The 22,788-nt window shown below is 52.0% G+C and carries 17 protein-coding genes and 1 pseudogene; 11 read left to right on the top strand and 7 right to left on the bottom strand.

The features are described 5' to 3' along the window. Positions 1 to 247 precede the first annotated feature (247 nt). Positions 248 to 1,633 carry a phosphoglycerate transporter PgtP gene (gene pgtP / locus A31E_RS04840; RefSeq protein WP_000949936.1) on the top strand — a complete coding sequence of 462 codons (1,386 nt, stop codon included), beginning with the start codon at positions 248 to 250 and terminating at the stop codon, positions 1,631 to 1,633. 33 nt (positions 1,634 to 1,666) lie between these two features. On the opposite strand, the gene A31E_RS04845 is transcribed toward pgtP, so the two are convergent. Both A31E_RS04845 and metJ read right to left on the bottom strand, forming a co-directional pair. After that, entirely contained in the window at positions 1,667 to 2,275 is a 609-nt protein-coding gene (locus A31E_RS04845) for a YiiX family permuted papain-like enzyme (protein WP_016249369.1), read from the bottom strand. Positions 2,276 to 2,484: 209 nt separating this feature from the next. Next, positions 2,485 to 2,802, bottom strand: coding sequence for a met regulon transcriptional regulator MetJ (metJ, locus tag A31E_RS04850; protein ID WP_000852812.1), 318 nt, complete (start codon positions 2,800 to 2,802; stop codon positions 2,485 to 2,487). A gap of 276 nt (positions 2,803 to 3,078) precedes the next feature. On the opposite strand from metJ, the gene metB reads away from it, so the two are divergent. The 5 genes from metB to yijE all read left to right on the top strand — a co-directional run bounded on the left by metB (position 3,079) and on the right by yijE (position 11,435). After that, positions 3,079 to 4,239 (top strand): cystathionine gamma-synthase, encoded by a 1,161-nt coding sequence (gene metB, locus A31E_RS04855; protein WP_016249368.1) that lies wholly within the window; start codon positions 3,079 to 3,081, stop codon positions 4,237 to 4,239. Positions 4,240 to 4,241: 2 nt separating this feature from the next. After that, complete coding sequence (gene metL, locus A31E_RS04860) at positions 4,242 to 6,674, top strand: bifunctional aspartate kinase/homoserine dehydrogenase II (RefSeq protein WP_000110800.1); 2,433 nt, start codon at positions 4,242 to 4,244, stop codon at positions 6,672 to 6,674. A 350-nt stretch (positions 6,675 to 7,024) separates the two neighbouring features. Beyond that, the gene (gene metF, locus A31E_RS04865; protein WP_000007531.1) at positions 7,025 to 7,915 is read left to right on the top strand and encodes a methylenetetrahydrofolate reductase; all 891 of its coding nucleotides are present in this window, start codon (positions 7,025 to 7,027) and stop codon (positions 7,913 to 7,915) included. A gap of 340 nt (positions 7,916 to 8,255) precedes the next feature. Further along, a complete protein-coding gene (katG, locus tag A31E_RS04870; RefSeq protein ID WP_000107702.1) occupies positions 8,256 to 10,436 on the top strand; it encodes a catalase/peroxidase HPI in 2,181 nt (726 codons plus the stop codon). A 93-nt stretch (positions 10,437 to 10,529) separates the two neighbouring features. Then, complete coding sequence (yijE, locus tag A31E_RS04875; protein ID WP_001271260.1) at positions 10,530 to 11,435, top strand: cystine transporter YijE; 906 nt, start codon at positions 10,530 to 10,532, stop codon at positions 11,433 to 11,435. Positions 11,436 to 11,461: 26 nt separating this feature from the next. On the opposite strand, the gene A31E_RS04880 is transcribed toward yijE, so the two are convergent. From A31E_RS04880 to ptsP, 4 genes are all read right to left on the bottom strand, one after another. Then, on the bottom strand, positions 11,462 to 12,079 hold the full coding sequence (locus tag A31E_RS04880; protein WP_000647904.1) for a DUF1287 domain-containing protein: 618 nt from the start codon (positions 12,077 to 12,079) through the stop codon (positions 11,462 to 11,464). A gap of 274 nt (positions 12,080 to 12,353) precedes the next feature. Continuing rightward, positions 12,354 to 13,457 (bottom strand): bifunctional L-1,2-propanediol dehydrogenase/glycerol dehydrogenase, encoded by a 1,104-nt coding sequence (gene gldA / locus A31E_RS04885; protein ID WP_000373979.1) that lies wholly within the window; start codon positions 13,455 to 13,457, stop codon positions 12,354 to 12,356. Between the two features lie 10 nt (positions 13,458 to 13,467). Further along, positions 13,468 to 14,130 (bottom strand): fructose-6-phosphate aldolase, encoded by a 663-nt coding sequence (gene fsa, locus A31E_RS04890; RefSeq protein ID WP_000424828.1) that lies wholly within the window; start codon positions 14,128 to 14,130, stop codon positions 13,468 to 13,470. Positions 14,131 to 14,141: 11 nt separating this feature from the next. Beyond that, positions 14,142 to 16,643: a phosphoenolpyruvate--protein phosphotransferase gene (ptsP, locus tag A31E_RS04895; RefSeq protein WP_001185149.1), complete on the bottom strand. Its 2,502-nt coding sequence runs from the start codon at positions 16,641 to 16,643 to the stop codon at positions 14,142 to 14,144. 310 nt (positions 16,644 to 16,953) lie between these two features. On the opposite strand from ptsP, the gene A31E_RS04900 reads away from it, so the two are divergent. Genes A31E_RS04900 through A31E_RS04920 form a run of 5 tightly spaced genes read left to right on the top strand, consistent with a single transcriptional unit; the run spans position 16,954 to position 21,903 of the window. Further along, entirely contained in the window at positions 16,954 to 18,033 is a 1,080-nt protein-coding gene (locus tag A31E_RS04900; RefSeq protein ID WP_016249367.1) for a PTS fructose transporter subunit EIIC, read from the top strand. A 14-nt stretch (positions 18,034 to 18,047) separates the two neighbouring features. Next, positions 18,048 to 18,368, top strand: coding sequence for a PTS fructose-like transporter subunit IIB (locus A31E_RS04905; protein WP_000161265.1), 321 nt, complete (start codon positions 18,048 to 18,050; stop codon positions 18,366 to 18,368). Between the two features lie 50 nt (positions 18,369 to 18,418). Beyond that, a complete protein-coding gene (locus A31E_RS04910) occupies positions 18,419 to 20,716 on the top strand; it encodes a formate C-acetyltransferase (RefSeq protein WP_016249366.1) in 2,298 nt (765 codons plus the stop codon). Further along, positions 20,682 to 21,560, top strand: a complete 879-nt coding sequence (locus A31E_RS04915) for a [formate-C-acetyltransferase]-activating enzyme (RefSeq protein WP_000175534.1) — start codon at positions 20,682 to 20,684, stop codon at positions 21,558 to 21,560. Before A31E_RS04910 ends, A31E_RS04915 begins: the two co-directional genes overlap by 35 nt. 1 nt (position 21,561) lies before the next feature. Further along, complete coding sequence (locus tag A31E_RS04920; RefSeq protein WP_000323857.1) at positions 21,562 to 21,903, top strand: PTS fructose-like transporter subunit IIB; 342 nt, start codon at positions 21,562 to 21,564, stop codon at positions 21,901 to 21,903. Here A31E_RS04920 and A31E_RS0123140 read toward each other — a convergent pair. Beyond that, positions 21,890 to 22,665 (bottom strand): annotated as a pseudogene (locus A31E_RS0123140) (helix-turn-helix transcriptional regulator). The gene A31E_RS04920 and the pseudogene A31E_RS0123140 sit on opposite strands and share 14 nt — an antisense overlap. Between the last annotated feature and the right edge of the window lie 123 nt (positions 22,666 to 22,788).

Below are 22,788 nucleotides of genomic sequence, written 5' to 3'. Positions count from 1 at the left end.
GGCTGTTGTAACCCGTTAAGACTTAAATAAGAGCCGAATTCTATTTTGGGATGTGAAAATGGGAAAGAAATGGAACATGATATTTGTATTTTTGAGTCAATTTTGACTCATTTGCCTTGTATTGTAACTTAAACTCTCTTGCTTCACTATCTTCAAAACCAATGAAGCAAGGGCTTTTGAAATACTCATCAGAGAGTAGCAACTAGCATTGCTGTTTAAAATAACTCTATGAACTGGAAGGTGATGTATGCTTTCTCTATTGAAACCTCAAGTGGCAACACATAAGGTTCCTGAAAGTGAAATAAAGAATACCTATAATCGTTATCGTATGCAGGCGCTATTTAGCGTGTTTATCGGTTATCTTTCGTATTATATTGTCAGGAATAACTTTGTTCTCTCCACACCTTATTTAAAACAAGATCTTAATCTGTCTGCGACTCAAATAGGGCTACTTAGCAGTTGTATGCTAATCGCCTATGGTATTAGTAAAGGGGTAATGAGTAGCCTGGCAGACAAAGCTAATCCTAAAGTCTATATGGCTGTGGGTTTAGTTCTTTGCGCCCTCGTTAACGTGGCGCTTGGTTTTAGTTTTGCTTTTTGGATGTTTGCGGGACTTGTCATTCTGAATGGCCTCTTTCAAGGGATGGGCGTTGGCCCTTCGTTTATTACAATAGCCAACTGGTTCCCTCGTAAAGAACGGGGCATCGTCGGTGCGGTCTGGAATATTTCGCACAATGTGGGGGGCGGTATTGTTGCTCCGATTGTTGGTGGTGCATTTGCCGTATTGGGTACTGAACACTGGAAAATAGCAACGTATGTTGTTCCAGCGATTGTATCAGTTGTCATTGCTATAGTCGTGCTGATGACAGGTAAAGGTTCTCCCGTAAGTGAAGGTTTACCACCATTAAGCGAAATTGTTCCGGACGACGTCAGCATTAAAGCAAAAGATGATCGTGCGCCAGAAGATATGACTGCCTGGCAAATTTTTTGTACCTATGTGCTAAAAAACAAGAATGCATGGTTCGTCTCTTTCGTTGATGTTTTTGTCTATATGGTGCGTTTCGGAATTATCAGTTGGTTGCCCATTTACCTGTTAAGCGTGAAACATTTTACGAAGACTGAAATGAGCACGGCATTTTTAATTTTTGAATGGGCGGCTATTCCAACGACGTTATTTGCTGGCTGGTTGAGTGATAAATTATTTCATGGTCGCCGTATGCCACCCGCGATTATCAGTATGGTATTGATTTTCTTCTGCCTGCTGGGCTACTGGAAAAGCGACTCTCTGCTCTCTATTACCATTTTTGCTGCTTGCGTAGGCTGCCTTATCTATGTTCCGCAGTTCCTGGCTTCTGTGCAGACAATGGAAATTGTCCCCAGTTTTGCCGTGGGTTCCGCAGTCGGTTTGCGTGGTTTTATGAGTTATATTCTTGGCGCAACGCTTGGTACAAGTTTGTTTGGTGTTATGGTCGATCAGGTAGGTTGGGATGGCGGTTTTTATCTTCTGCTTGCTGGTGTTATCTGTTGCATTATTTTCTGTACGCTAACGCACTTTGGCGCGGTCGCTATGGAACGACAGCGTCAAAATGACGTGGCTGCGTTTTCGCAAGAGCTTCAGACCAATAAAAATTAGATTTTGGGGGCCAGTCACGAGGTGATTGGCCCATTACCAGGAAAACAGCGGCCATTCTTTAGCGACGGTAGTGAGTTGTGGCGCATCGAAAACGGCCTGTGGTGAAACCACCGTTTCTTCAAGCGGGATATTTTTGCCGTAGCGTTCTTTGAGCTTCGCCTGGACCAGCGGGTTGCTAAGATCGAACTCTTTCAGTTTTTGCTGCTCGCCCACGCTCATTCCCAGCGCGTTCTGATACACCTTCCACACCACTTCTGAACAATACTGGCGATCGTCGCTCCACGAGAAGCTGAAGTCATACGGTTTACCAAGATAACGTTTTGTCGCTTGCGCCAGTTTTTGCTGTTGTTCGGTATTCAGCCCGCCTTCAACACGGCGCACAATGTATTTGCCCTTTTCACCGTGGGCGATCCACTGCTTCAGCGGGGTGTATTTCACCGGGCCGACGGCTTCAAAGACGTAGGGCTTTTTATTGCGTATCACCAGCATACCGGTATGGCTGTAATCGGAATGGGTCGCCAGTTGGATCGCTTTACTTTGCGATGAGCGAGAGATCTGAAAGATGATGTCGCCGGTTTGTGGCTGCCAGGCAAAGGCTGGCGCAGAAACCAGCAGGCTGGGGATGAGTAGCCTGATTTTCATCGTTAAACGTCCATGTATAAAAAGGCGGTGGGTTAGATCTGAGCCGCTGACAACGTGCTTGTTGTTTATGCCGGATGCGGCGTGAACGCCTTATCCGGCCTACAAGTTCGTGCAAATTCAATAGATTGCAATATGACGTAGGCCTGATAAGCGTAGCGCATCAGGCGATTTTGCCTTTGGCAGCACTCCCCACGCCGCTCTTTTCCGCTTTAGTATTCCCACGTCTCCGGGTTAATCCCCATCTCACGCATGATCTCTTTTGCCGCTTCCGGGATTTCGTCGCTGCGCTCTTTACGCAGATCGGCATCATCCGGCAGCGGTTGCCCGGTAAAGGCATGCAGAAACGCTTCACACAGCAGTTCGCTGTTGGTAGCGTGACGCAGGTTATTCACCTGACGACGCGTGCGCTCATCGGTGAGGATTTTTAACACCTTAAGAGGAATGGAAACCGTAATCTTTTTGACTTGTTCACTCTTCTTGCCGTGCTCAGCGTATGGGCTGATATATTCGCCGCTCCATTCAGCCATGAGATACTTAATCCTCTTCGTCAATAAATTGAGACCAGACCGTACAATTAATAAGGTTACTGGTCATAAACCCGCATAGTTTACCGTACAGGCGCTACCGTGACATCGTGTAATGCGCCTGTCAGCGTGATAATGCATGTAATTTTAACGGCAATTTCTGATTTGCTCAATCTATACGCAAAGAAGTTTAGATGTCCAGATGTATTGACGTCCATTAACACAATGTTTACTCTGGTGCCTGTCTTTTCACCGACTCAGCCCAGGGAACTTCATCACATGACGCGTAAACAGGCCACCATCGCAGTGCGTAGCGGGTTAAATGACGACGAACAGTATGGTTGCGTTGTCCCACCGATCCATCTTTCCAGCACCTATAATTTTACCGGATTTAATGAACCGCGTGCGCATGATTACTCGCGTCGCGGCAACCCGACGCGCGATGTCGTGCAGCGTGCGCTGGCAGAACTGGAAGGTGGCGCTGGCGCGGTGCTTACTAATACCGGCATGTCAGCCATCCATCTGGTGACTACCGTCTTTTTGAAGCCGGGCGATCTGTTGGTTGCGCCGCACGATTGTTACGGCGGCAGCTATCGTCTGTTCGACAGTCTGGCGAAACGTGGTTGTTATCGCGTGCTGTTTGTTGATCAAGGTGATGAGCAGGCATTACAAGCGGCACTGGCAGAAAAGCCCAAACTGGTGTTGGTAGAAAGCCCCAGTAATCCATTGTTACGCGTCGTGGATATTGCGAAAATCTGCCATCTGGCAAGGGAAGTTGGGGCGGTGAGCGTGGTGGATAACACCTTCTTAAGCCCGGCATTACAAAATCCGCTGGCATTGGGTGCCGATCTGGTGTTGCATTCATGTACGAAATATCTGAATGGCCACTCTGACGTAGTGGCTGGCGTGGTGATTGCTAAAGATCCGGATGTGGTCACCGAACTGGCCTGGTGGGCAAACAATATTGGCGTGACGGGTGGTGCGTTTGACAGTTATTTGTTGCTGCGTGGTCTGCGAACTCTGGTTCCGCGTATGGACCTGGCTCAGCGCAACGCGCAGGCGATTGTGAAATATCTGCAAACCCAACCGCTGGTGAAAAAACTTTATCACCCGTCGCTGCCGGAAAATCAGGGGCATGAAATTGCCGTGCGTCAGCAAAAAGGCTTTGGCGCAATGTTGAGTTTTGAACTGGATGGTGATGAGCAGATGCTGCGTCGCTTCCTGGGCGGGCTGTCGTTATTGACGCTGGCGGAATCATTAGGGGGAGTGGAAAGTTTAATCTCTCACGCCGCAACCATGACACACGCAGGCATGGCACCAGAAGCGCGTGCTGCCGCCAGGATCTCCGAGACGCTGTTGCGTATCTCCACCGGTATTGAAGATGGCGAAGATTTAATTGCCGACCTGGAAAATGGCTTCCGGGCTGCAAACAAGGGGTAAAAATGAGTGTGATTGCGCAGGCAGGGGCGAAAGGTCGTCAACTGCATAAATTTGGTGGCAGTAGTCTGGCTGATGTGAAGTGTTATTTGCGTGTTGCGGGCATTATGGCAGAGTACTCTCAGCCCGACGATATGATGGTGGTTTCCGCCGCGGGTAGCACCACTAACCAGTTGATTAACTGGTTGAAACTAAGCCAGACCGATCGTCTCTCTGCGCATCAGGTTCAACAAACGCTACGTCGTTATCAGTGCGATCTGATTAGCGGCCTGTTACCCGCCGAAGAAGCCGATAGCCTCATCAGCGCCTTTGTCAGCGATCTGGAACGTCTGGCGGCGCAGCTCGACAGCGGTATCACCGACGCAGTATATGCGGAAGTGGTAGGCCACGGTGAAGTATGGTCGGCGCGTTTGATGTCCGCGGTGCTTAACCAACAAGGACTGCCTGCGGCCTGGCTCGATGCCCGTGAATTTTTACGCGCTGAACGCGCCGCACAACCGCAGGTTGATGAAGGCCTGTCTTATCCGTTGCTGCAACAATTGCTGGTGCAGCATCCGGGCAAACGTCTGGTTGTGACCGGGTTTATCAGCCGTAACAACGCCGGTGAAACGGTACTGCTGGGGCGTAACGGTTCCGACTATTCCGCCACCCAAATCGGTGCGCTGGCGGGTGTTTCCCGCGTAACTATCTGGAGCGATGTCGCCGGGGTATACAGCGCCGACCCGCGCAAAGTGAAAGATGCCTGTCTGCTGCCATTGCTGCGTCTTGATGAAGCCAGCGAACTGGCGCGTCTGGCAGCCCCTGTTCTCCACGCCCGTACCTTACAGCCCGTTTCTGGTAGCGAAATCGACCTGCAACTGCGCTGTAGCTATACGCCGGATCAAGGTTCTACGCGTATTGAACGTGTACTGGCTTCCGGCACTGGTGCGCGAATTGTCACCAGCCACGACGATGTCTGTTTGATTGAGTTTCAGGTGCCAACCCGCCAGGATTTCAAACTGGCACATAAAGAAATCGACCAGATTTTGAAACGTGCTCAGGTGCGTCCGCTGGCAGTTGGCGTGCATAACGATCGCCAGTTGCTGCAATTTTGCTACACCTCCGAAGTGGCTGATAGCGCCCTGAAAATTCTCGATGAAGCAGGATTGCCAGGCGAACTGCGTCTGCGTCAGGGGCTGGCGTTGGTAGCGATGGTAGGCGCAGGTGTCACCCGTAACCCACTGCATTGCCACCGTTTCTGGCAGCAACTGAAAGGTCAGCCGGTCGAATTTACCTGGCAGTCGGATGACGGTATCAGTCTGGTGGCAGTACTACGCACCGGCCCGACCGAAAGCCTTATTCAGGGACTGCATCAGTCCGTCTTCCGCGCGGAAAAACGCATCGGCCTGGTCCTGTTCGGTAAGGGCAATATCGGTTCGCGTTGGCTGGAACTGTTCTCTCGTGAGCAAAGTACGCTCTCGGCGCGTACCGGATTTGAGTTTGTGCTGGCAGGCGTGGTGGACAGCCGCCGCAGCCTGTTGAGCTATGATGGCCTGGACGCCAGCCGCGCGTTAGCCTTCTTCAATGATGAAGCCGTCGAGCAGGATGAAGAGTCGCTGTTCCTGTGGATGCGCGCCCATCCGTATGATGATTTAGTGGTGCTGGACGTTACCGCCAGTCAGCAGCTTGCTGACCAGTATCTCGATTTCGCCAGTCACGGTTTCCACGTTATCAGCGCCAACAAACTGGCGGGAGCCAGCGACAGCAACAAATATCGCCAGATCCACGACGCTTTCGAAAAGACCGGACGTCACTGGTTGTATAACGCCACCGTCGGCGCGGGCTTGCCGATCAACCACACTGTGCGCGATCTGATCGACAGCGGCGACACTATTTTGTCGATCAGCGGGATCTTCTCCGGCACGCTCTCCTGGCTGTTCCTGCAATTCGACGGCAGCGTGCCGTTTACCGAACTGGTGGATCAGGCGTGGCAACAGGGCTTAACCGAGCCTGACCCGCGTGATGACCTTTCCGGTAAAGACGTGATGCGCAAACTGGTGATTCTGGCGCGTGAAGCGGGTTACAACATTGAACCGGACCAGGTGCGCGTGGAGTCGCTGGTGCCAGCACATTGTGAAGGCGGCAGCATCGACCACTTCTTTGAAAACGGCGATGAACTGAATGAGCAGATGGTGCAACGACTGGAAGCCGCCCGCGAAATGGGGCTGGTGCTGCGCTACGTGGCGCGTTTCGATGCCAATGGCAAAGCGCGTGTTGGTGTAGAAGCGGTGCGTGAAGACCATCCGCTGGCATCACTGCTGCCGTGCGATAACGTCTTTGCCATCGAAAGCCGCTGGTATCGCGATAACCCGCTGGTGATCCGTGGGCCAGGCGCTGGGCGCGACGTCACCGCCGGGGCGATTCAGTCGGATATTAACCGCCTGGCGCAGTTGTTGTAATTTCAGGAATCTAATAATGCCTGGTACACATGTTTTCGTGTCTATGGTTTCTAACTAAATATATTGATTTATCATTTGGTTATAGGCCGGATGAAGCGTTTGCGCTACATCCGGCAAGAAGCAATAAGTACGTTGTCAGCCTGCATCTGTAATCCGGTCTGCCTTGCATTCCGGATTTTCTTTTCCTTACCATCCTGAATTTTTCTCATCTTTCCTGATTTTTCCTCACCATCATTGGTCATTTTTCGGTTGACGCTCCTCCGCTTTTCCTTCATCTTTACATCTGGACGTCTAAACGGATAGATGTTCACAACACAACATATAACTACAAGCGATTGATGAGGTAAGGTATGAGCTTTTTTCACGCCAGCCAGCGGGATGCCCTGAATCAGAGTCTGGCAGAAGTCCAGGGGCAGATTAACGTTTCGTTCGAGTTTTTCCCGCCGCGTACCAGTGAAATGGAGCAGACCCTGTGGAACTCCATCGATCGTCTTAGCAGCCTGAAACCAAAATTTGTTTCGGTGACCTATGGTGCGAACTCCGGCGAGCGCGACCGCACGCACAGTATTATTAAAGGTATTAAAGAGCGTACTGGTCTGGAAGCTGCACCGCATCTTACCTGCATTGATGCGACTCCCGACGAGCTGCGCACCATCGCCCGTGACTACTGGAATAACGGTATTCGCCATATCGTGGCGCTGCGTGGTGACCTGCCGTCGGGAAGCGGTAAGCCGGAAATGTATGCTTCTGACCTGGTGGAGCTGTTAAAAGAAGTCGCGGATTTCGATATTTCAGTAGCGGCGTATCCGGAAGTTCACCCGGAAGCGAAAAGCGCCCAGGCGGATTTACTCAACCTGAGACGCAAAGTGGATGCTGGAGCCAACCGCGCTATCACTCAATTCTTCTTTGATGTCGAAAGCTACCTGCGCTTTCGCGACCGTTGTGTCTCTGCGGGGATTGATGTGGAAATTATTCCGGGCATTTTGCCGGTCTCTAACTTTAAACAGGCGAAGAAATTTGCCGACATGACTAACGTGCGCATTCCGGCGTGGATGGCACAAATGTTTGACGGCCTGGATGACGACGCCGAAACCCGTAAACTGGTGGGTGCAAATATCGCGATGGATATGGTGAAAATTTTAAGCCGTGAAGGGGTAAAAGATTTCCACTTCTATACTCTGAACCGTGCTGAAATGAGTTACGCGATTTGCCATACGCTGGGTGTTAGACCGGGTTTATAAGTGTTTTTGTTTCGGTGAAAATCACACAGTGATCACAAAATTAAAACAAAGCACAAAATGCCTCCTCGAAGCGAGGGGGCAGACCAGCAAAACTATTGACTCGCTTTTTCTCCTTTATTCCTTAAAGGAACAGGGAGAAAACAGCGATAAAGCCTCTTTGTATAAAGTATTTATCCGTAATCGGACATAATCAAAAAGGCTTATTTAAGATCATTTTGATCTACATCTCTTTAACTAATGATATGTAAGATCCCAACTATCGCATCCGTGGATTAATTCAATTATAACTTCTCTCTAACGCTGTGTATCTTAAGGGTAACACTGTAGAGGGAGCATATTGATGAGCACGTCTGACGATATCCATAACACAACAGCTAGCGGAAAATGTCCGTTCCATCATGGCGGTCATGACCAGAGCGCCGGTGCGGGAACAACCACTCATGACTGGTGGCCAAAACAACTCCGTGTTGACCTGTTAAACCAACATTCTAACCGTTCTAACCCACTGGGTGAGGACTTCGACTACCGCAAAGAATTTAGCAAGCTAGATTACTACGGCCTGAAAAAAGATCTGAAAGAGCTGCTGACAGAGTCCCAACCGTGGTGGCCAGCAGACTGGGGCAGCTACGCGGGTCTGTTTATTCGTATGGCCTGGCACGGCGCGGGGACTTACCGTTCAATCGATGGTCGCGGTGGCGCGGGGCGTGGTCAGCAACGTTTTGCACCGCTCAACTCCTGGCCGGATAACGTCAGCCTGGATAAAGCGCGTCGTCTGTTGTGGCCAATCAAACAAAAATATGGTCAGAAAATCTCCTGGGCCGACCTGTTTATCCTTGCGGGTAACGTGGCGCTGGAAAATTCTGGCTTCCGTACTTTCGGTTTTGGTGCCGGTCGTGAAGACGTCTGGGAACCGGATCTCGACGTAAACTGGGGTGATGAAAAAACCTGGCTTGCCCACCGTAATCCGGAAGAGCTGGCAAAACGGCCATTAGCAGCAACCGAAATGGGGCTGATTTACGTTAACCCGGAAGGACCAAATGCCAGCGGTGAACCGCTTTCTGCGGCTGCAGCTATTCGCGCGACATTTGGCAATATGGGAATGAACGACGAAGAAACCGTTGCGCTGATCGCAGGTGGTCATACGTTAGGTAAAACTCACGGCGCAGGCCCGGCAACGCACGTAGGTCCTGATCCGGAAGCCGCACCGATCGAAAACCAGGGCTTAGGCTGGAAAAGTGATTTTGGTTCCGGTGTCGGTGCCGATGCGATTACTTCAGGCCTGGAAGTGGTCTGGACGCAAACGCCGACTCAGTGGAGCAACTATTTCTTCGAAAACCTGTTCAAATATGAGTGGGTACAGACTCGTAGTCCGGCAGGTGCCATCCAGTTTGAAGCAGTCGATGCACCGGAAATTATCCCGGATCCGTTCGATCCGTCGAAGAAACGTAAGCCGACGATGTTGGTCACTGACCTGACTCTGCGTTTTGATCCAGAGTTTGAGAAGATTTCACGTCGCTTCCTCGATGATCCACAAGCGTTCAACGAAGCCTTTGCCCGTGCATGGTTCAAACTGACGCACAGGGATATGGGGCCGAAATCTCGCTACATCGGACCGGAAGTGCCGAAAGAAGATCTGATCTGGCAAGATCCGCTGCCACATGCGTTCTTCAACCCGAGCGAGGAAGATATCCTTAATCTTAAGGCGGCGATTGCTGAATCTGGCCTCTCCGTGAGCGAGCTGGTTTCTGTTGCCTGGGCTTCCGCCTCCACCTTCCGCGGTGGGGATAAACGTGGCGGCGCGAATGGTGCGCGTCTGGCATTGGCTCCACAGCGCGACTGGGAAGTTAATGCCGCAGCAGCACGTGCATTGCCGGTGCTGGAAGGGATCTACAAATCCTCCCATACAGCGTCGCTTGCCGACATTATTGTTCTTGCCGGTGTCGTTGGTGTTGAAAAAGCGGCGAGTGCGGCGGGTATCAGCGTTAATGTTCCGTTTACACCGGGCCGTGTAGACGCGCGCCAGGATCAGACTGACATTGAGATGTTTGAGCTGCTCAAACCTGTTGCCGACGGTTTCCGTAACTATCGTGCTGCGGCGGGTGAGGCTACAACTGAATCTCTGTTGATCGATAAAGCACAGCAATTGACCCTGACTGCACCGGAAATGACGGTGTTGGTCGGCGGGATGCGCGTACTGGGTGCCAACTTCGATGGCAGCAAAAACGGCGTCTTTACTGACCGCGTGGGCGTATTGAGCAATGACTTCTTTGTGAACTTGCTGGATATGCGTTACGAGTGGAAAGCGACCGACGAATCGAAAGAGCTGTTCGAAGGCCGTGACCGTGAAACGGGTGAAGTGAAATACACTGCCAGCCGTGCGGACCTGGTATTTGGTTCTAACTCCGTCCTGCGTGCGCTGGCAGAAGTTTACGCCAGCAGCGACGCCCACGAGAAGTTTGTTAAAGACTTCGTGGCGGCATGGGTGAAAGTGATGAACCTCGACCGTTTCGACCTGCTGTAATCTGAACTCCTTCAGCGACTGCCTTTCAGGCGGTCGCTGAAGTTTCTTTACCAGCGTATAGTGTCCACAGGAAAACTACACACTGGATCTCTCATGTCTGCCGCAGGAAAGAGCAACCCACTGGCAATCAGTGGCCTGGTTGTGCTCACACTTATCTGGAGTTATAGCTGGATTTTCATGAAGCAAGTCACCAGCTACATCGGTGCCTTCGACTTTACTGCTTTACGCTGCATTTTTGGCGCTCTCGTTTTATTCATCGTCCTTTTATTACGTGGTCGCGGTATGCGTCCGACGCCGTTTAAATACACTTTAGCTATTGCCCTGTTACAAACCTGCGGGATGGTGGGACTGGCGCAATGGGCGTTGGTGAGCGGCGGAGCAGGGAAGGTGGCAATCCTGAGCTATACCATGCCGTTCTGGGTGGTGATTCTCGCGGCGCTGTTTCTTGGTGAACGCCTGCGACGCGGGCAATATTTCGCTATTCTGATTGCCGCCGTTGGATTATTGCTGGTGTTACAGCCGTGGCAACTCGATTTCTCCTCGATGAAAAGCGCCATCCTGGCAATCCTCTCCGGCATCAGTTGGGGGGCGAGTGCGATTGTTGCGAAACGCCTTTATGCCCGCTATCCGCGCGTGGATTTATTGTCGTTAACATCCTGGCAGATGCTTTATGCGGCGCTGGTGATGAGTGTGGTCGCCTGGCTGGTGCCGCAACGTGAAATTGACTGGCAGCCCACGGTGTTCTGGGCGCTGGCCTACAGTGCGATTCTGGCGACGGCACTGGCCTGGAGTTTGTGGCTATTTGTACTGAAAAACTTACCTGCCAGTATTGCCAGCTTAAGCACGCTGGCGGTTCCTGTTTGCGGCGTACTCTTTTCCTGGTGGCTGCTTGGTGAAAACCCCGGCGCGGTTGAAGGCAGCGGTATTGTGCTGATTGTGCTGGCACTGGCGCTGGTAAGCCGTAAGAAAAAAGAAGCCGTCAGCGTAAAAAAAATCTGAAGAGCGTCTTCCCTGGGCGCTATCGCTTATTTAGCAAAATAGCGGTAGTGCCCGACAATCTGCCAGCTAAACAACACATCTTCTTCCTGCGCGCCTGCGCCAATGTTATGTATCACCAGTGGCGTACCGTTGCGGGCGAAGCCATCTGAAACCACCCCAATATGTGCCAGCCCGTTATCTAATCGCCAGGAGACAATATCGCCCGCTTGATAGTCACTGGGGTTCTTGCTGGTGGGGCGTGTTTTATCGTGGCGGATAAACCAGGTTTCCAGATTAGGCACCCGACGGTGATCGATGTTGCTGTCCGGGCGCTTTAACTTCCATTTTTGCGGGTACTCGGCAAAATTCTTCGCCATATCTTCATGAACCAGCTTCTGCAAATCTACCTGCTGGCTGCGTAATGCGCGGATCACTACATCAGAACATACGCCGCGTTCCTGCGGGACATCACCGCCAGGATAGGTAAGCTGCACATACGCCGGATCGTAAAATAGCGTGCTGCTAATTTGCTGTCTGGCACCGTCTGCGATGGCAAGGTTGGTGTTGGCCTGGATTTGTACCACGGTTGGTGGAACGGCGGGAGATTTTAAGGAGTGGCTGGTAAATGCCGTTAGAAGGCTGACCAACGCCAGTGAAGCTTTCATCTGTTTCGTCCGTGAAAATAAGAGTCACAGATTCGACCTTCCGGGCTAACGATTGTTCTGTGGAGAAAATGTCCAGAAGCGGATAAAAAACTCCCGAACAACGTGGGAGTTTTAGTTTACTGGCACAGAGTGCCGGATGCGGCGTGAACGCCTTATTCGGCCTACAAAATCACGCAAATTCAATATATTGCAAAGATTACGTAGACCTGATAAGCGTAGCGCATCAGGCTATTTTGCGTTCAAACTCCCGGACAAGCCGGGAGTTTGGCGTAGGTTATTCCCACTCTTGCAGGAAACGCTGACCATACTGGTCGGCTACCAGCAGTGCGGCGTAAACCTGATCTGGCGTGGCGCCGCCAGGCATGTTGTGAATAGTTTCACCTTCTGCACAAGATGCTTCTGCGACAATCCGCATTTTCGCCGGGATATCTTCTTTAATATCCAGTTGTGCCAGGGTAATTGGCAGACCGACAGCATGGCACAGCGCAGCTACGGTTTCGATTTCCTCAACTGGTGCGTTTTCCAGAACCAGTTGCGTCAGCGTACCGAATGCCACTTTTTCACCGTGATAATAGTGATGCGCATCCGGAATGGCCGTCAGGCCATTGTGCACCGCGTGCGCCGCCGCCAGGCCGCCGCTTTCAAAGCCCACGCCGCTCAAATAGGTGTTAGCTTCAATCACACGTTCCAGCGCCGGAGTCACCACATGCTGTTCAGCGGCAAGCATCGCTTTTTCGCCTTCTTCCAGCAGGGTGTTGTAGCACAGTTCAGCCAGAGCCAGTGCTGCCTGAGTACATTTACCGCCCGCCATCGTGGTTGCGCCGCTGCGGGAACAGGCACGTGCTTCAAACCAGGTTGCCAACGCATCGCCAATACCCGCCGCTAACAGACGTGCAGGTGCGCCAGCAACAATTTTGGTATCCACAATGACGCGTTCCGGGTTGTTCGGCAGCAGCAGATAGCGGTCAAACTCACCATCATCGGTGTAGATAACAGACAGCGCACTACACGGTGCGTCGGTAGAGGCGATAGTCGGAGCGATTGCTACCGGAACACCCATGAAATGTGCCAGTGCTTTGGCGGTATCGAGGGTTTTACCGCCGCCAATACCGAGAATTGCACCACACTGTGCGGTTTCTGCGATGCCACGTAGACGATCGATTTCATTTTGCGAACATTCACCGCCAAAGGGTGCGATTTCAACAACCAGCCCGGCATCTTTAAAGCTTTGCTCGACGGTTGCCTGAGCAAAACCTAATACAAATTTATCGCCAACAACTAACCAACGTTCTGCCAGCGGTTTCAGGTATTCGCCCAGGCGATTAATTACATCAGCGCCCTGGATGTATTTACCTGGTGATTGAATAATGCGGTCCATAATTGCTCCTTTAGAGATGAGTATTGCCAAATGCGGCATTCCAGTCGTGCTCGAACTTCTCTATAGCTGACTCTACCGCAGGGGTGTTAAGCATTTGTTGCGCTACATCTAAGGGCAGTGTGATGGATTCACATCCTGCCAGCAAACAATCCAGCGCCTGACGCGGTGTTTTAAAGCTGGCTGCCAGCACCATGCTTTCTGGCGCGTGCATTTCCAGTAACGCTTGCAGCTCCTGTACGGTACGAATGCCGTCTCCGCCCTGAGCGTCCACGCGGTTTACATAGGGGGCCACGTATTTTGCGCCAGCCAGTGCGGCTAATAGCCCTTGTGCGGCGCTGTAGACTGCGGTTCCCAGCGTGGTAATGCCTTCTTTTTTCAGCAATTTAATTGCTGCCAGACCTTCGGATGTTACCGGAATTTTCACCACAATTCCCGGAATAACGTCGCGCAGACGTTTCGCTTCTTCTACCATGCCCTGTGCGTCGCGGCTCATAGTCTGAGCAAACAGAATGCCCTCATCACCAATCGCTTTTTGCAGACGCGGCAGTACATCCCAGATGGACTCCTTGCTGGCAGCAATAATGCTCGGGTTAGTCGTCACTCCGGCAATCGGGAATATGCGTGCCAGACGTTCGACTTCTGCGACGTTAGCGGTGTCCAGATACAGTTCCATGATGTTTCCTTTTACAGTTCCAGTTCATGTTGCAGCAGGCTGGCGATAGCGTCGGCGGAAGCGGCGTTAACCAGCGCGTTACGGAATTCTTCGTGCATGATGCGGCGAGCGAGGCGCGAGAAAATGCGCATATGCTGATCGCCCGCAGCGTGTTTGTTCAGGGTTAACATAATGATGAATTGTGCTTCATCATCGCCCCAGCGCACAGGTGCTTGCAGACGAGCCACACTGATGGTCGACTGCTCAATATGTTCTGATTTGCTGTGTGGAATGGCGAAACTAAAGCCCAGTCCGGTAGAGAAGACGGCCTCACGCGCCCACAGATCGGCTTCCAGTTTCCGCGGATAGCGACAGCGTCCTGCCAGCAGCAGGTTATCGGTCATGCCTTTGAGCACTTCTTCTTTGCTGCGCCAGTCGCTTTCCAGCGTGATGCACTCGGCGGTAACCAGCGGCGCATCCTGTTGCGTCATACGGAACTGCGCCAGCAGATGCTCCACTTCCAGTGAAGTACGGCAGGCCATCGCCTGGTTAAGCAACTGACGACATTCGCGGCTGTCGAGTTGCGCCATGCGTGCTTTTGCCGCCGGAATTGACGGTGCGCTCATGCTAAGTTCATCCAGCCCTAAACCGATCAGCAGCGGCAGTACGGAACCTTTTGCCCCCAGTTCTCCGCACAGGCCGATCCATTTACCCTGGCGATGCACTGCCTGAACGGCGTAATCAAGCGCCCGCAGGAATGCCGGATTCAGACTGTTGTAGTGACGGGTGACTTTAGCGTTATCACGATCCACCGCCAGCAGATACTGCGTCAGGTCGTTACTGCCGATACTAAAGAAATCAATCTCTTCGCAGCACTGGTCGATAATGAACATGACCGACGGCACTTCCAGCATGATGCCGAGTGGGATCTTTTCATCAAACGGAATGTGTTCGTTACGCAGTTGCTGTTTGGCTTCCGCCAGCTTTTCTTTCACCCATAAGATCTCTTCCATTGAGGAGATCATCGGGATCATGATTTTCAGGCTGCCGTGAGCAGAGGCGCGCAGGATCGACCGTAATTGCGTGGTAAACAGTGACGCGTATTCTTCATAAATACGCACCGCGCGATAACCAAGGAATGGGTTGGCTTCTGCGGGAATATTCAGATAATCAACGGGTTTATCGCCGCCAATATCCATAGTACGCACAATAATGCTGCGCCCGTTGGCGGATTCCAGCGCCTGACAAAAAATGTTGTACAACTCGCTTTCGCCCGGTGCACTGGTGCGATCCATATAGAGCATTTCAGTGCGGAACAGACCAACGCCTTCTGCGCCATTGCCAAACGCAGCCTGTGCTTCTACCGAGTGAGCGATGTTAGCAGCAACTTCGATACGAATACCATCAGCGGTGCGGGCTTGCTGGGTCAGCCAGACACGTTGTTGCTCACGCAGAGCGTCCTGTACGCGCGCTTCCTGTTGATAATAACGCGCCACCGCTTCTGTCGGTTCGACCACAATCGCCCCGGCGTTGCCGTCGATATAAATCGTTTGTTGCAGCCACGGGCTAAGGGTCTCGATATCCACGCCGACCAGCGTCGGAATATTAAATGAACGGGCAAGGATCACCGTGTGTGAGGTGGTGCCGCCGCTTTTCAGTAGCAGACCTTTGAGGTGATTTTTATCCAGTTCGAGGAACTGACTGGGGGTTAGTTCATCCGCCATACAAATGGCTGGCTGCGTCAATTTACCCGGTGCCGGGAAGCGTTGTTCGCCGTAAATTTGCTGGAGTAACTGGAAGCAGACGTCGCGCACATCCAGCGCACGCTCTTGCAGGTAGCTACTACTGGAACGGGCGAACTCTTCGCAAAAGTGATTCGCACTGGCAACAATCGCTTCGGCACAGCTTAATCCCTCGCTGACACCCGCCAGTAAGTGTTGACGTAAAGAGGTATCGCCCGCTAACGAACGGTGGGCTTCCAGTATTGCGCTGGTGGCACCGTCGCTATCCAGCAGACGAAACTCAATGTTTTTCAGTACCAGTGTCAGGCCGTTTTCCAGTGCAGATTGTTCGGCGTCAGCATCTTTAGCGGCAGGAAGATTACCCAGTGCATTGAGATCTAAAGAGGAAATCGGCGTCAGGATGCCGCCTGCGCTACCGTTACACACGGTGCGGGCGCGGATAATGCGCGGATTCAGATTAGTCAGTGAAACCGGCAGCGGCTCCAGTTCGTCAGATTTTACTTCTTCCAGCGGCGCGTCACAGTGGGGAAATTCATCGCGCAGCCATTGGCTTAAACGCTGGTGTGCTTCTTGTTCGTCGGCTCCAGAAATCAGTAACTGGCAGTTATCGCCCACCAGTGTATCGGTGCCAATCAGCGCCAGCGCGCTTTTGGCGTTGCCCTTGCGATCGGTACGCAGGTTATGCCACTCAATTTGCGATGAAAAAGTATTACACAGCGTTTCAACGTGGCTTGCCGGACGTGCATGTACGCCATTAGGTAGCTCACAAATAAATTCCACAATCAGGGCCATTGCCTCTCTCCCGGTAAGGTTTTCTGTTTACAGGATAAGAGTGCACGGTAACGGCCTGCCATGTGACAAATCTGTCAAAAGCTGGACAAATGTAATGTAACCGTCAATTTGCGACGCGTCTCACAAGACGCGCCACTCCGGCATGATTCCGAGATAACGCAAGTTATGAGGCGGATCGCATTTTTGTACTGACATTACAAAAGTCCAGTAAATGGCCTTTTTATCCACTGTTTGCTCCGCTTGCGATTGCCTATTGTTTCTCCCATCAAAAAAATATGGACATGGGCTTTTGCAAGCCCAGGAGCAGCTTATGAATGAGTTGGTGCAGATACTGAAAAACACTCGTCAGCATTTAATGACGGGCGTTTCACACATGATTCCCTTCGTAGTATCGGGCGGTATTTTGCTGGCGGTTTCCGTCATGCTGTACGGCAAAGGTGCGGTGCCAGATGCCGTAGCCGATCCGAATCTGAAAAAACTGTTTGATATCGGCGTCGCGGGCTTAACGCTGATGGTGCCTTTCCTTGCTGCTTACATCGGTTATTCCATTGCGGAATGTTCCGCGCTGGCTCCGTGCGCTATTGGTGCCTGGGTCGGTAACAGTTTTGGTGCAGGCTTCTTTGGCGCGCTGATCGCCGGGATTATCGGCGGCATCGTGGTGCATTACCTGAAGAAAATCCCGGTGCATAAAGTTCTGCGTTCTGTCATGCCAATCTTCATTATTCCGATCGTCGGCACCTTAATTACCGCTGGCGTCATGATGTGGGGGCTGGGCGAGCCTGTGGGCGCATTGACTAACAGTCTGACCCAGTGGCTTCAGGGAATGCAGCAGGGCAGCATTATCATGCTGGCGGTCATTATGGGGCTGATGCTGGCGTTCGATATGGGCGGTCCGGTTAACAAAGTGGCGTATGCATTCATGCTGATTTGTGTCGCCCAGGGTGTTTATACCGTGGTGGCGATCGCGGCAGTAGGGATCTGTGTTCCGCCGCTGGGGATGGGGCTGGCGACGCTGATTGGTCGCAAAAACTTCTCCGCAGAAGAACGTGAAACCGGTAAAGCGGCGTTGGTGATGGGCTGTGTTGGTGTCACTGAAGGGGCGATTCCTTTCGCCGCCGCCGATCCGTTGCGTGTGATCCCTTCCATCATGGTGGGCACTGTTTGTGGCACGGTCACCGCGGCATTGGTTGGTGCGCAGTGCTATGCAGGCTGGGGTGGTCTGATTGTGCTGCCGGTAGTTGAAGGCAAGTTGGGTTACATCGCGGCAGTGGCTGTTGGGGCTGTAGCGACGGCTATCTGCGTTAACGTGCTGAAAAGTCTGGCGCGTAAAAATGGGTCTTCAACTGATGAGAAGGAAGACGACCTGGATCTGGATTTTGAAATTAATTAATTGAGGAACGAGCCATGACGAAAATTATTGCAGTAACCGCATGTCCTTCAGGTGTTGCCCATACCTATATGGCGGCAGAGGCGCTGGAAAGTGCCGCGAAAGCAAAAGGCTGGGAAGTGAAAGTAGAAACCCAGGGGTCGATTGGTCTGGAAAACGAACTGACTGCGGAAGACGTGGCGAGCGCCGATATGGTGATTCTGACCAAAGATATCGGCATCAAGTTTGAAGAGCGTTTTGCTGGCAAGACCATCGTGCGTGTCAACATCAGCGACGCAGTAAAACGCGCTGACGCCATTATGAGCAAAATTGAAGCTCACCTGGCGCAAACCGCTTAAGTTCTTATCCCGCCCGCAAGGGCGGGTTCGCTTTCCCACAGGAGTTCCTCATGACGAATCGTATCTCTCGCCTTAAAACTGCACTGTTTGCCAATACCCGTGAAATCTCGTTGGAGCGGGCGCTGCTTTATACCGCCAGCCATCGGCAAACCGAAGGCGAACCGGTGATATTGCGCCGGGCGAAAGCGACAGCGTATATCCTTGAACATGTTGAAATTTCGATTCGTGATGAAGAACTGATTGCCGGTAACCGCACCGTAAAACCGCGCGCCGGGATTATGTCGCCGGAAATGGATCCTTACTGGTTGCTGAAAGAGCTGGATCAATTCCCGACACGCCCGCAGGATCGCTTCGCCATTAGTGAAGAAGATAAACGTATCTATCGCGAAGAGTTGTTCCCGTACTGGGAAAAACGCTCGATGAAAGATTTCATCAATGGGCAGATGACGGACGAAGTTAAAGCGGCGACCAGTACGCAGATTTTCAGCATCAACCAGACGGATAAAGGCCAGGGGCACATCATTATTGATTACCCACGCCTGCTGAATCACGGGCTGGGTGAGCTGGTGGCGCAGATGCAACAACATTGCCAGCAACAGCCGGATAATCACTTTTATCAGGCTGCGCTGTTATTGCTGGAAGCCTCGCAGAAACATATTTTGCGTTACGCCGAACTGGCAGAAACGATGGCAGCAAGCTGCGTTAATGCCCAACGTCGGGAAGAATTGCTGACTATTGCGGAGATCTCCCGTCATAACGCCGAACATAAGCCGCAGACGTTCTGGCAGGCGTGCCAGTTGTTCTGGTACATGAACATCATTCTGCAATATGAATCTAACGCCAGTTCGCTGTCGTTAGGGCGCTTCGATCAGTATATGTTGCCGTTCTATCAGGCCTCGCTGACCCAGGGTGAAGATCCGGCGTTCCTGAAAGAACTGCTCGAGTCCCTGTGGGTGAAATGTAATGACATTGTGCTGTTACGTTCCACCAGCAGCGCGCGCTATTTCGCAGGTTTCCCGACCGGCTATACCGCACTGCTCGGTGGTTTAACGGAAAACGGACGTAGCGCGGTGAATGTGCTTTCGTTTCTCTGTCTCGACGCCTATCAAAGCGTACAGTTGCCGCAGCCAAATCTCGGTGTGCGCACTAACGCCTTGATTGACACGCCGTTCCTGATGAAAACCGCAGAAACCATTCGTCTTGGTACTGGTATTCCGCAAATCTTCAACGATGAAGTGGTGGTGCCCGCGTTCCTCAACCGTGGTGTTTCGCTGGAAGATGCGCGCGACTATTCAGTGGTCGGTTGCGTGGAATTATCCATTCCGGGCAGAACCTACGGTCTGCACGATATCGCGATGTTTAACCTGCTGAAAGTGATGGAAATCTGCCTGCATGAGAATGAAGGTAATTCCGCATTGAGTTATGACGGTTTGCTGGAACAAATTCGCGCGAAGATCAGCCACTACATCACTCTGATGGTTGAAGGCAGCAATATTTGCGATATCGGCCATCGTGACTGGGCACCAGTGCCGCTGCTCTCTTCGTTTATCAGCGATTGTCTGGAAAAAGGCCGCGATATTACCGACAGCGGCGCGCGTTATAACTTTTCCGGCGTGCAGGGGATTGGTATCGCTAACCTGAGTGATTCACTCCATGCGTTGAAAGGGATGGTTTTTGATCAACAACGTTTAAGTTTTGACGAATTGTTGTCGGTATTAAAAGCAAACTTCGAAACGCCAGAAGGCGAAAAAATCCGTGCTCGTTTAATTAACCGCTTTGAGAAGTACGGCAACGATATCGACGAGGTGGATAACATTAGCGCCGAATTGCTGCGCCATTACTGCAAAGAAGTGGAAAAATACCAGAACCCGCGCGGCGGCTACTTCACGCCGGGGTCGTATACCGTTTCTGCTCACGTCCCGTTGGGGTCGGTGGTTGGCGCGACGCCAGACGGCCGCTTCGCCGGAGAACAACTGGCTGATGGTGGTTTGTCACCAATGTTGGGTCAGGACGGACAAGGGCCAACGGCGGTGCTGAAGTCAGTAAGTAAACTTGATAACACGTTGCTTTCTAACGGTACGTTGCTGAATGTGAAATTCACTCCGGCTACCCTGGAAGGTGAAGCGGGATTACGCAAACTGGCTGACTTCTTACGTGCATTTACTCAGCTTAAGTTGCAGCACGTTCAATTTAACGTAGTGAATGCCGACACGTTACGTGAAGCCCAATTGCGCCCGCAGGACTATGCGGGGCTGGTGGTACGCGTTGCCGGATACAGCGCCTTCTTTGTCGAACTCTCGAAGGAAATTCAGGATGACATTATCCGCCGTACAGCGCATCAGTTGTAACGTTGTGGAAACGCGCCGCGAGGATGTGGCGCGTATTTTTAACATTCAGCGTTATTCGCTGAATGACGGTGAGGGTATTCGTACGGTGGTCTTTTTTAAAGGCTGCCCACATCTGTGCCCGTGGTGTGCTAATCCGGAGTCGATCTCCGGCAAAATCCAGACGGTGCGTAGAGAGGCGAAATGTCTGCATTGCGCGAAATGTTTACGTGATGCAGATGAATGTCCTTCCGGCGCATTTGAGCGGATTGGTCGTGATATCAGCCTCGACGCTCTGGAACGGGAAGTGATGAAGGATGACATTTTCTTTCGCACGTCTGGCGGTGGTGTCACGCTTTCTGGCGGTGAAGTGTTGGTGCAAGCGGAGTTTGCTACCCGTTTTTTGCAACGACTGCGGCTGTGGGGCGTGTCATGTGCCATCGAAACTGCCGGAGACGCGCCAGCAAGCAGGTTGCTACCGCTGGCGAAATTGTGCGATGAAGTGTTGTTCGATTTAAAAATTATGGACCCGACAAGAGCGCGGGACGTGGTGAAAATGAATCTGCCGCGCGTGCTGGAGAATCTGCGTTTGCTGGTGAGTGAAGGTATCAATGTGATCCCTCGTTTGCCGCTGATCCCCGGCTATACGCTCAGCAGAGAGAATATGCAGCAGGCGCTGGATGTGTTGATTCCTTTGAATATCAGGCAGATCCACCTGTTGCCGTTTCATCAGTACGGTGAACCGAAATACCGTCTGTTGGGGCGCGAATGGTCGATGAAAGATATACCGGCACCGTCGTCAGCCGATGTGGCATTGATGCGTGAAATGGCTGAACAGGCTGGTTTTCAGGTTACGGTTGGGGGGTAGGATGGCATATCTGGTTGCAGTTACCGCCTGCGTTAGCGGTGTGGCACATACCTATATGGCGGCAGAACGGCTGGAAAAGTTGTGTCAGCAGGAAAAGTGGAGCGTCAGCATTGAAACTCAGGGGGCGCTGGGAACGGAGAACCGCTTATCGGACGAGAATATCCGTCGCGCGGATGTTGTGTTGTTGATTACAGATATCGAGCTTTCTGGTGCCGAGCGTTTTGAACATTGTCGCTATGTACAATGCGGTATCTACGCTTTTCTACGCGAACCTCATCGGGTGATGAGTGCTGTTCGTAAGGTGCTTTCTGCGCCGCAGCAAACGCACCTTATTCTGGAGTAGTTGGTTTTTCTGTCAGTTGGCTGTGGTACTGCCGACGATATTCCGACGGCGAGCGTTCGGTATTTTTACGAAACAGACGGCAGAAGTAGTTGCTGTCGACAAAACCGCAGGCGTGAGCCACTTCTTTTACCTTCAGATCATAGCCTTTCAGTAGCGTCTTAGCATGTTCCAGTCGCGTGTGATTCAGGTATTCGTTAAAGCCAATAGCCCCCGTTTTTTGAAACAGGTGCGATAGGTAGTTTGGTGAAATGTAGAACGCCTGCGCGACAGATTCGCGGGTCAGCGCGGTGGCATAACGTTCGTCGATGTAATCGCGAATGGCTTCGAAAAGTGCCTGGCTGTTTGTTGCTCCTGCGGCTGCATTTGCATTTCATTGAGCGTTTGTAGCAGGAACGAGCCAATACGTGGGCCACGTCGGGCGACGTGTTGCTTCGCCAGATTTTGATATTGTTTGCCATCCCACTGTACGACGCTGAAGCCGAGTTGCTGTTTGCCAAACAGAACGCTAAATGTCGTGGCGGGTGTTTCCCATTGTGGGAAATTCCACCCGCCAGCGGGAACGTACAGTATATCGCCGGAAACTAACGTTGCACCTGTACCGGTATCAACAAACTCGCCTTCCAGCACAATTTCCAGCCGTGGAAAATCGACCTTATACGCGAGATCGGGGGCCGGGCCGTTGCTGCTCGCGAAGTAAACCTGGCGGAGTAACAGCGGGCCGTTGATTAGGCGGGAGAGCAGATAGTTGACGTCGTGATACATGTTATTCCCTCAGGTATGTAGACGGGAAAACAGTAACTGGCATTATGAAAAAAGGCCACCTGAAAAGTGTGGCCTGATGGGAGTGAGATGTAAACATTGCGGCAGTTGTATTGCCGGATGCGG

The organism is Escherichia sp. KTE159, from assembly GCF_000408805.1.
GTDB classification, from domain to species: domain Bacteria; phylum Pseudomonadota; class Gammaproteobacteria; order Enterobacterales; family Enterobacteriaceae; genus Escherichia; species Escherichia marmotae.
Note: the sequence above shows the minus strand (reverse complement) of the source record. Positions and strands in the feature narration are given on the sequence as shown.

Coding starts and splice junctions, on each gene's coding strand:
- A31E_RS04845 (WP_016249369.1), bottom strand. CDS start 2,275: ATGAAAATCAGGCTACTCATCCCCAGCCTGCTGGTTTCTGCGCCAGCC.
- ptsP (WP_001185149.1), bottom strand. CDS start 16,643: ATGGCCCTGATTGTGGAATTTATTTGTGAGCTACCTAATGGCGTACAT.
- metB (WP_016249368.1), top strand. CDS start 3,079: ATGACGCGTAAACAGGCCACCATCGCAGTGCGTAGCGGGTTAAATGAC.
- yijE (WP_001271260.1), top strand. CDS start 10,530: ATGTCTGCCGCAGGAAAGAGCAACCCACTGGCAATCAGTGGCCTGGTT.
- gldA (WP_000373979.1), bottom strand. CDS start 13,457: ATGGACCGCATTATTCAATCACCAGGTAAATACATCCAGGGCGCTGAT.
- A31E_RS04920 (WP_000323857.1), top strand. CDS start 21,562: ATGGCATATCTGGTTGCAGTTACCGCCTGCGTTAGCGGTGTGGCACAT.
- pgtP (WP_000949936.1), top strand. CDS start 248: ATGCTTTCTCTATTGAAACCTCAAGTGGCAACACATAAGGTTCCTGAA.
- A31E_RS04900 (WP_016249367.1), top strand. CDS start 16,954: ATGAATGAGTTGGTGCAGATACTGAAAAACACTCGTCAGCATTTAATG.
- fsa (WP_000424828.1), bottom strand. CDS start 14,130: ATGGAACTGTATCTGGACACCGCTAACGTCGCAGAAGTCGAACGTCTG.
- metL (WP_000110800.1), top strand. CDS start 4,242: ATGAGTGTGATTGCGCAGGCAGGGGCGAAAGGTCGTCAACTGCATAAA.
- A31E_RS04905 (WP_000161265.1), top strand. CDS start 18,048: ATGACGAAAATTATTGCAGTAACCGCATGTCCTTCAGGTGTTGCCCAT.
- A31E_RS04880 (WP_000647904.1), bottom strand. CDS start 12,079: ATGAAAGCTTCACTGGCGTTGGTCAGCCTTCTAACGGCATTTACCAGC.
- metJ (WP_000852812.1), bottom strand. CDS start 2,802: ATGGCTGAATGGAGCGGCGAATATATCAGCCCATACGCTGAGCACGGC.
- metF (WP_000007531.1), top strand. CDS start 7,025: ATGAGCTTTTTTCACGCCAGCCAGCGGGATGCCCTGAATCAGAGTCTG.
- A31E_RS04910 (WP_016249366.1), top strand. CDS start 18,419: ATGACGAATCGTATCTCTCGCCTTAAAACTGCACTGTTTGCCAATACC.
- katG (WP_000107702.1), top strand. CDS start 8,256: ATGAGCACGTCTGACGATATCCATAACACAACAGCTAGCGGAAAATGT.
- A31E_RS04915 (WP_000175534.1), top strand. CDS start 20,682: ATGACATTATCCGCCGTACAGCGCATCAGTTGTAACGTTGTGGAAACG.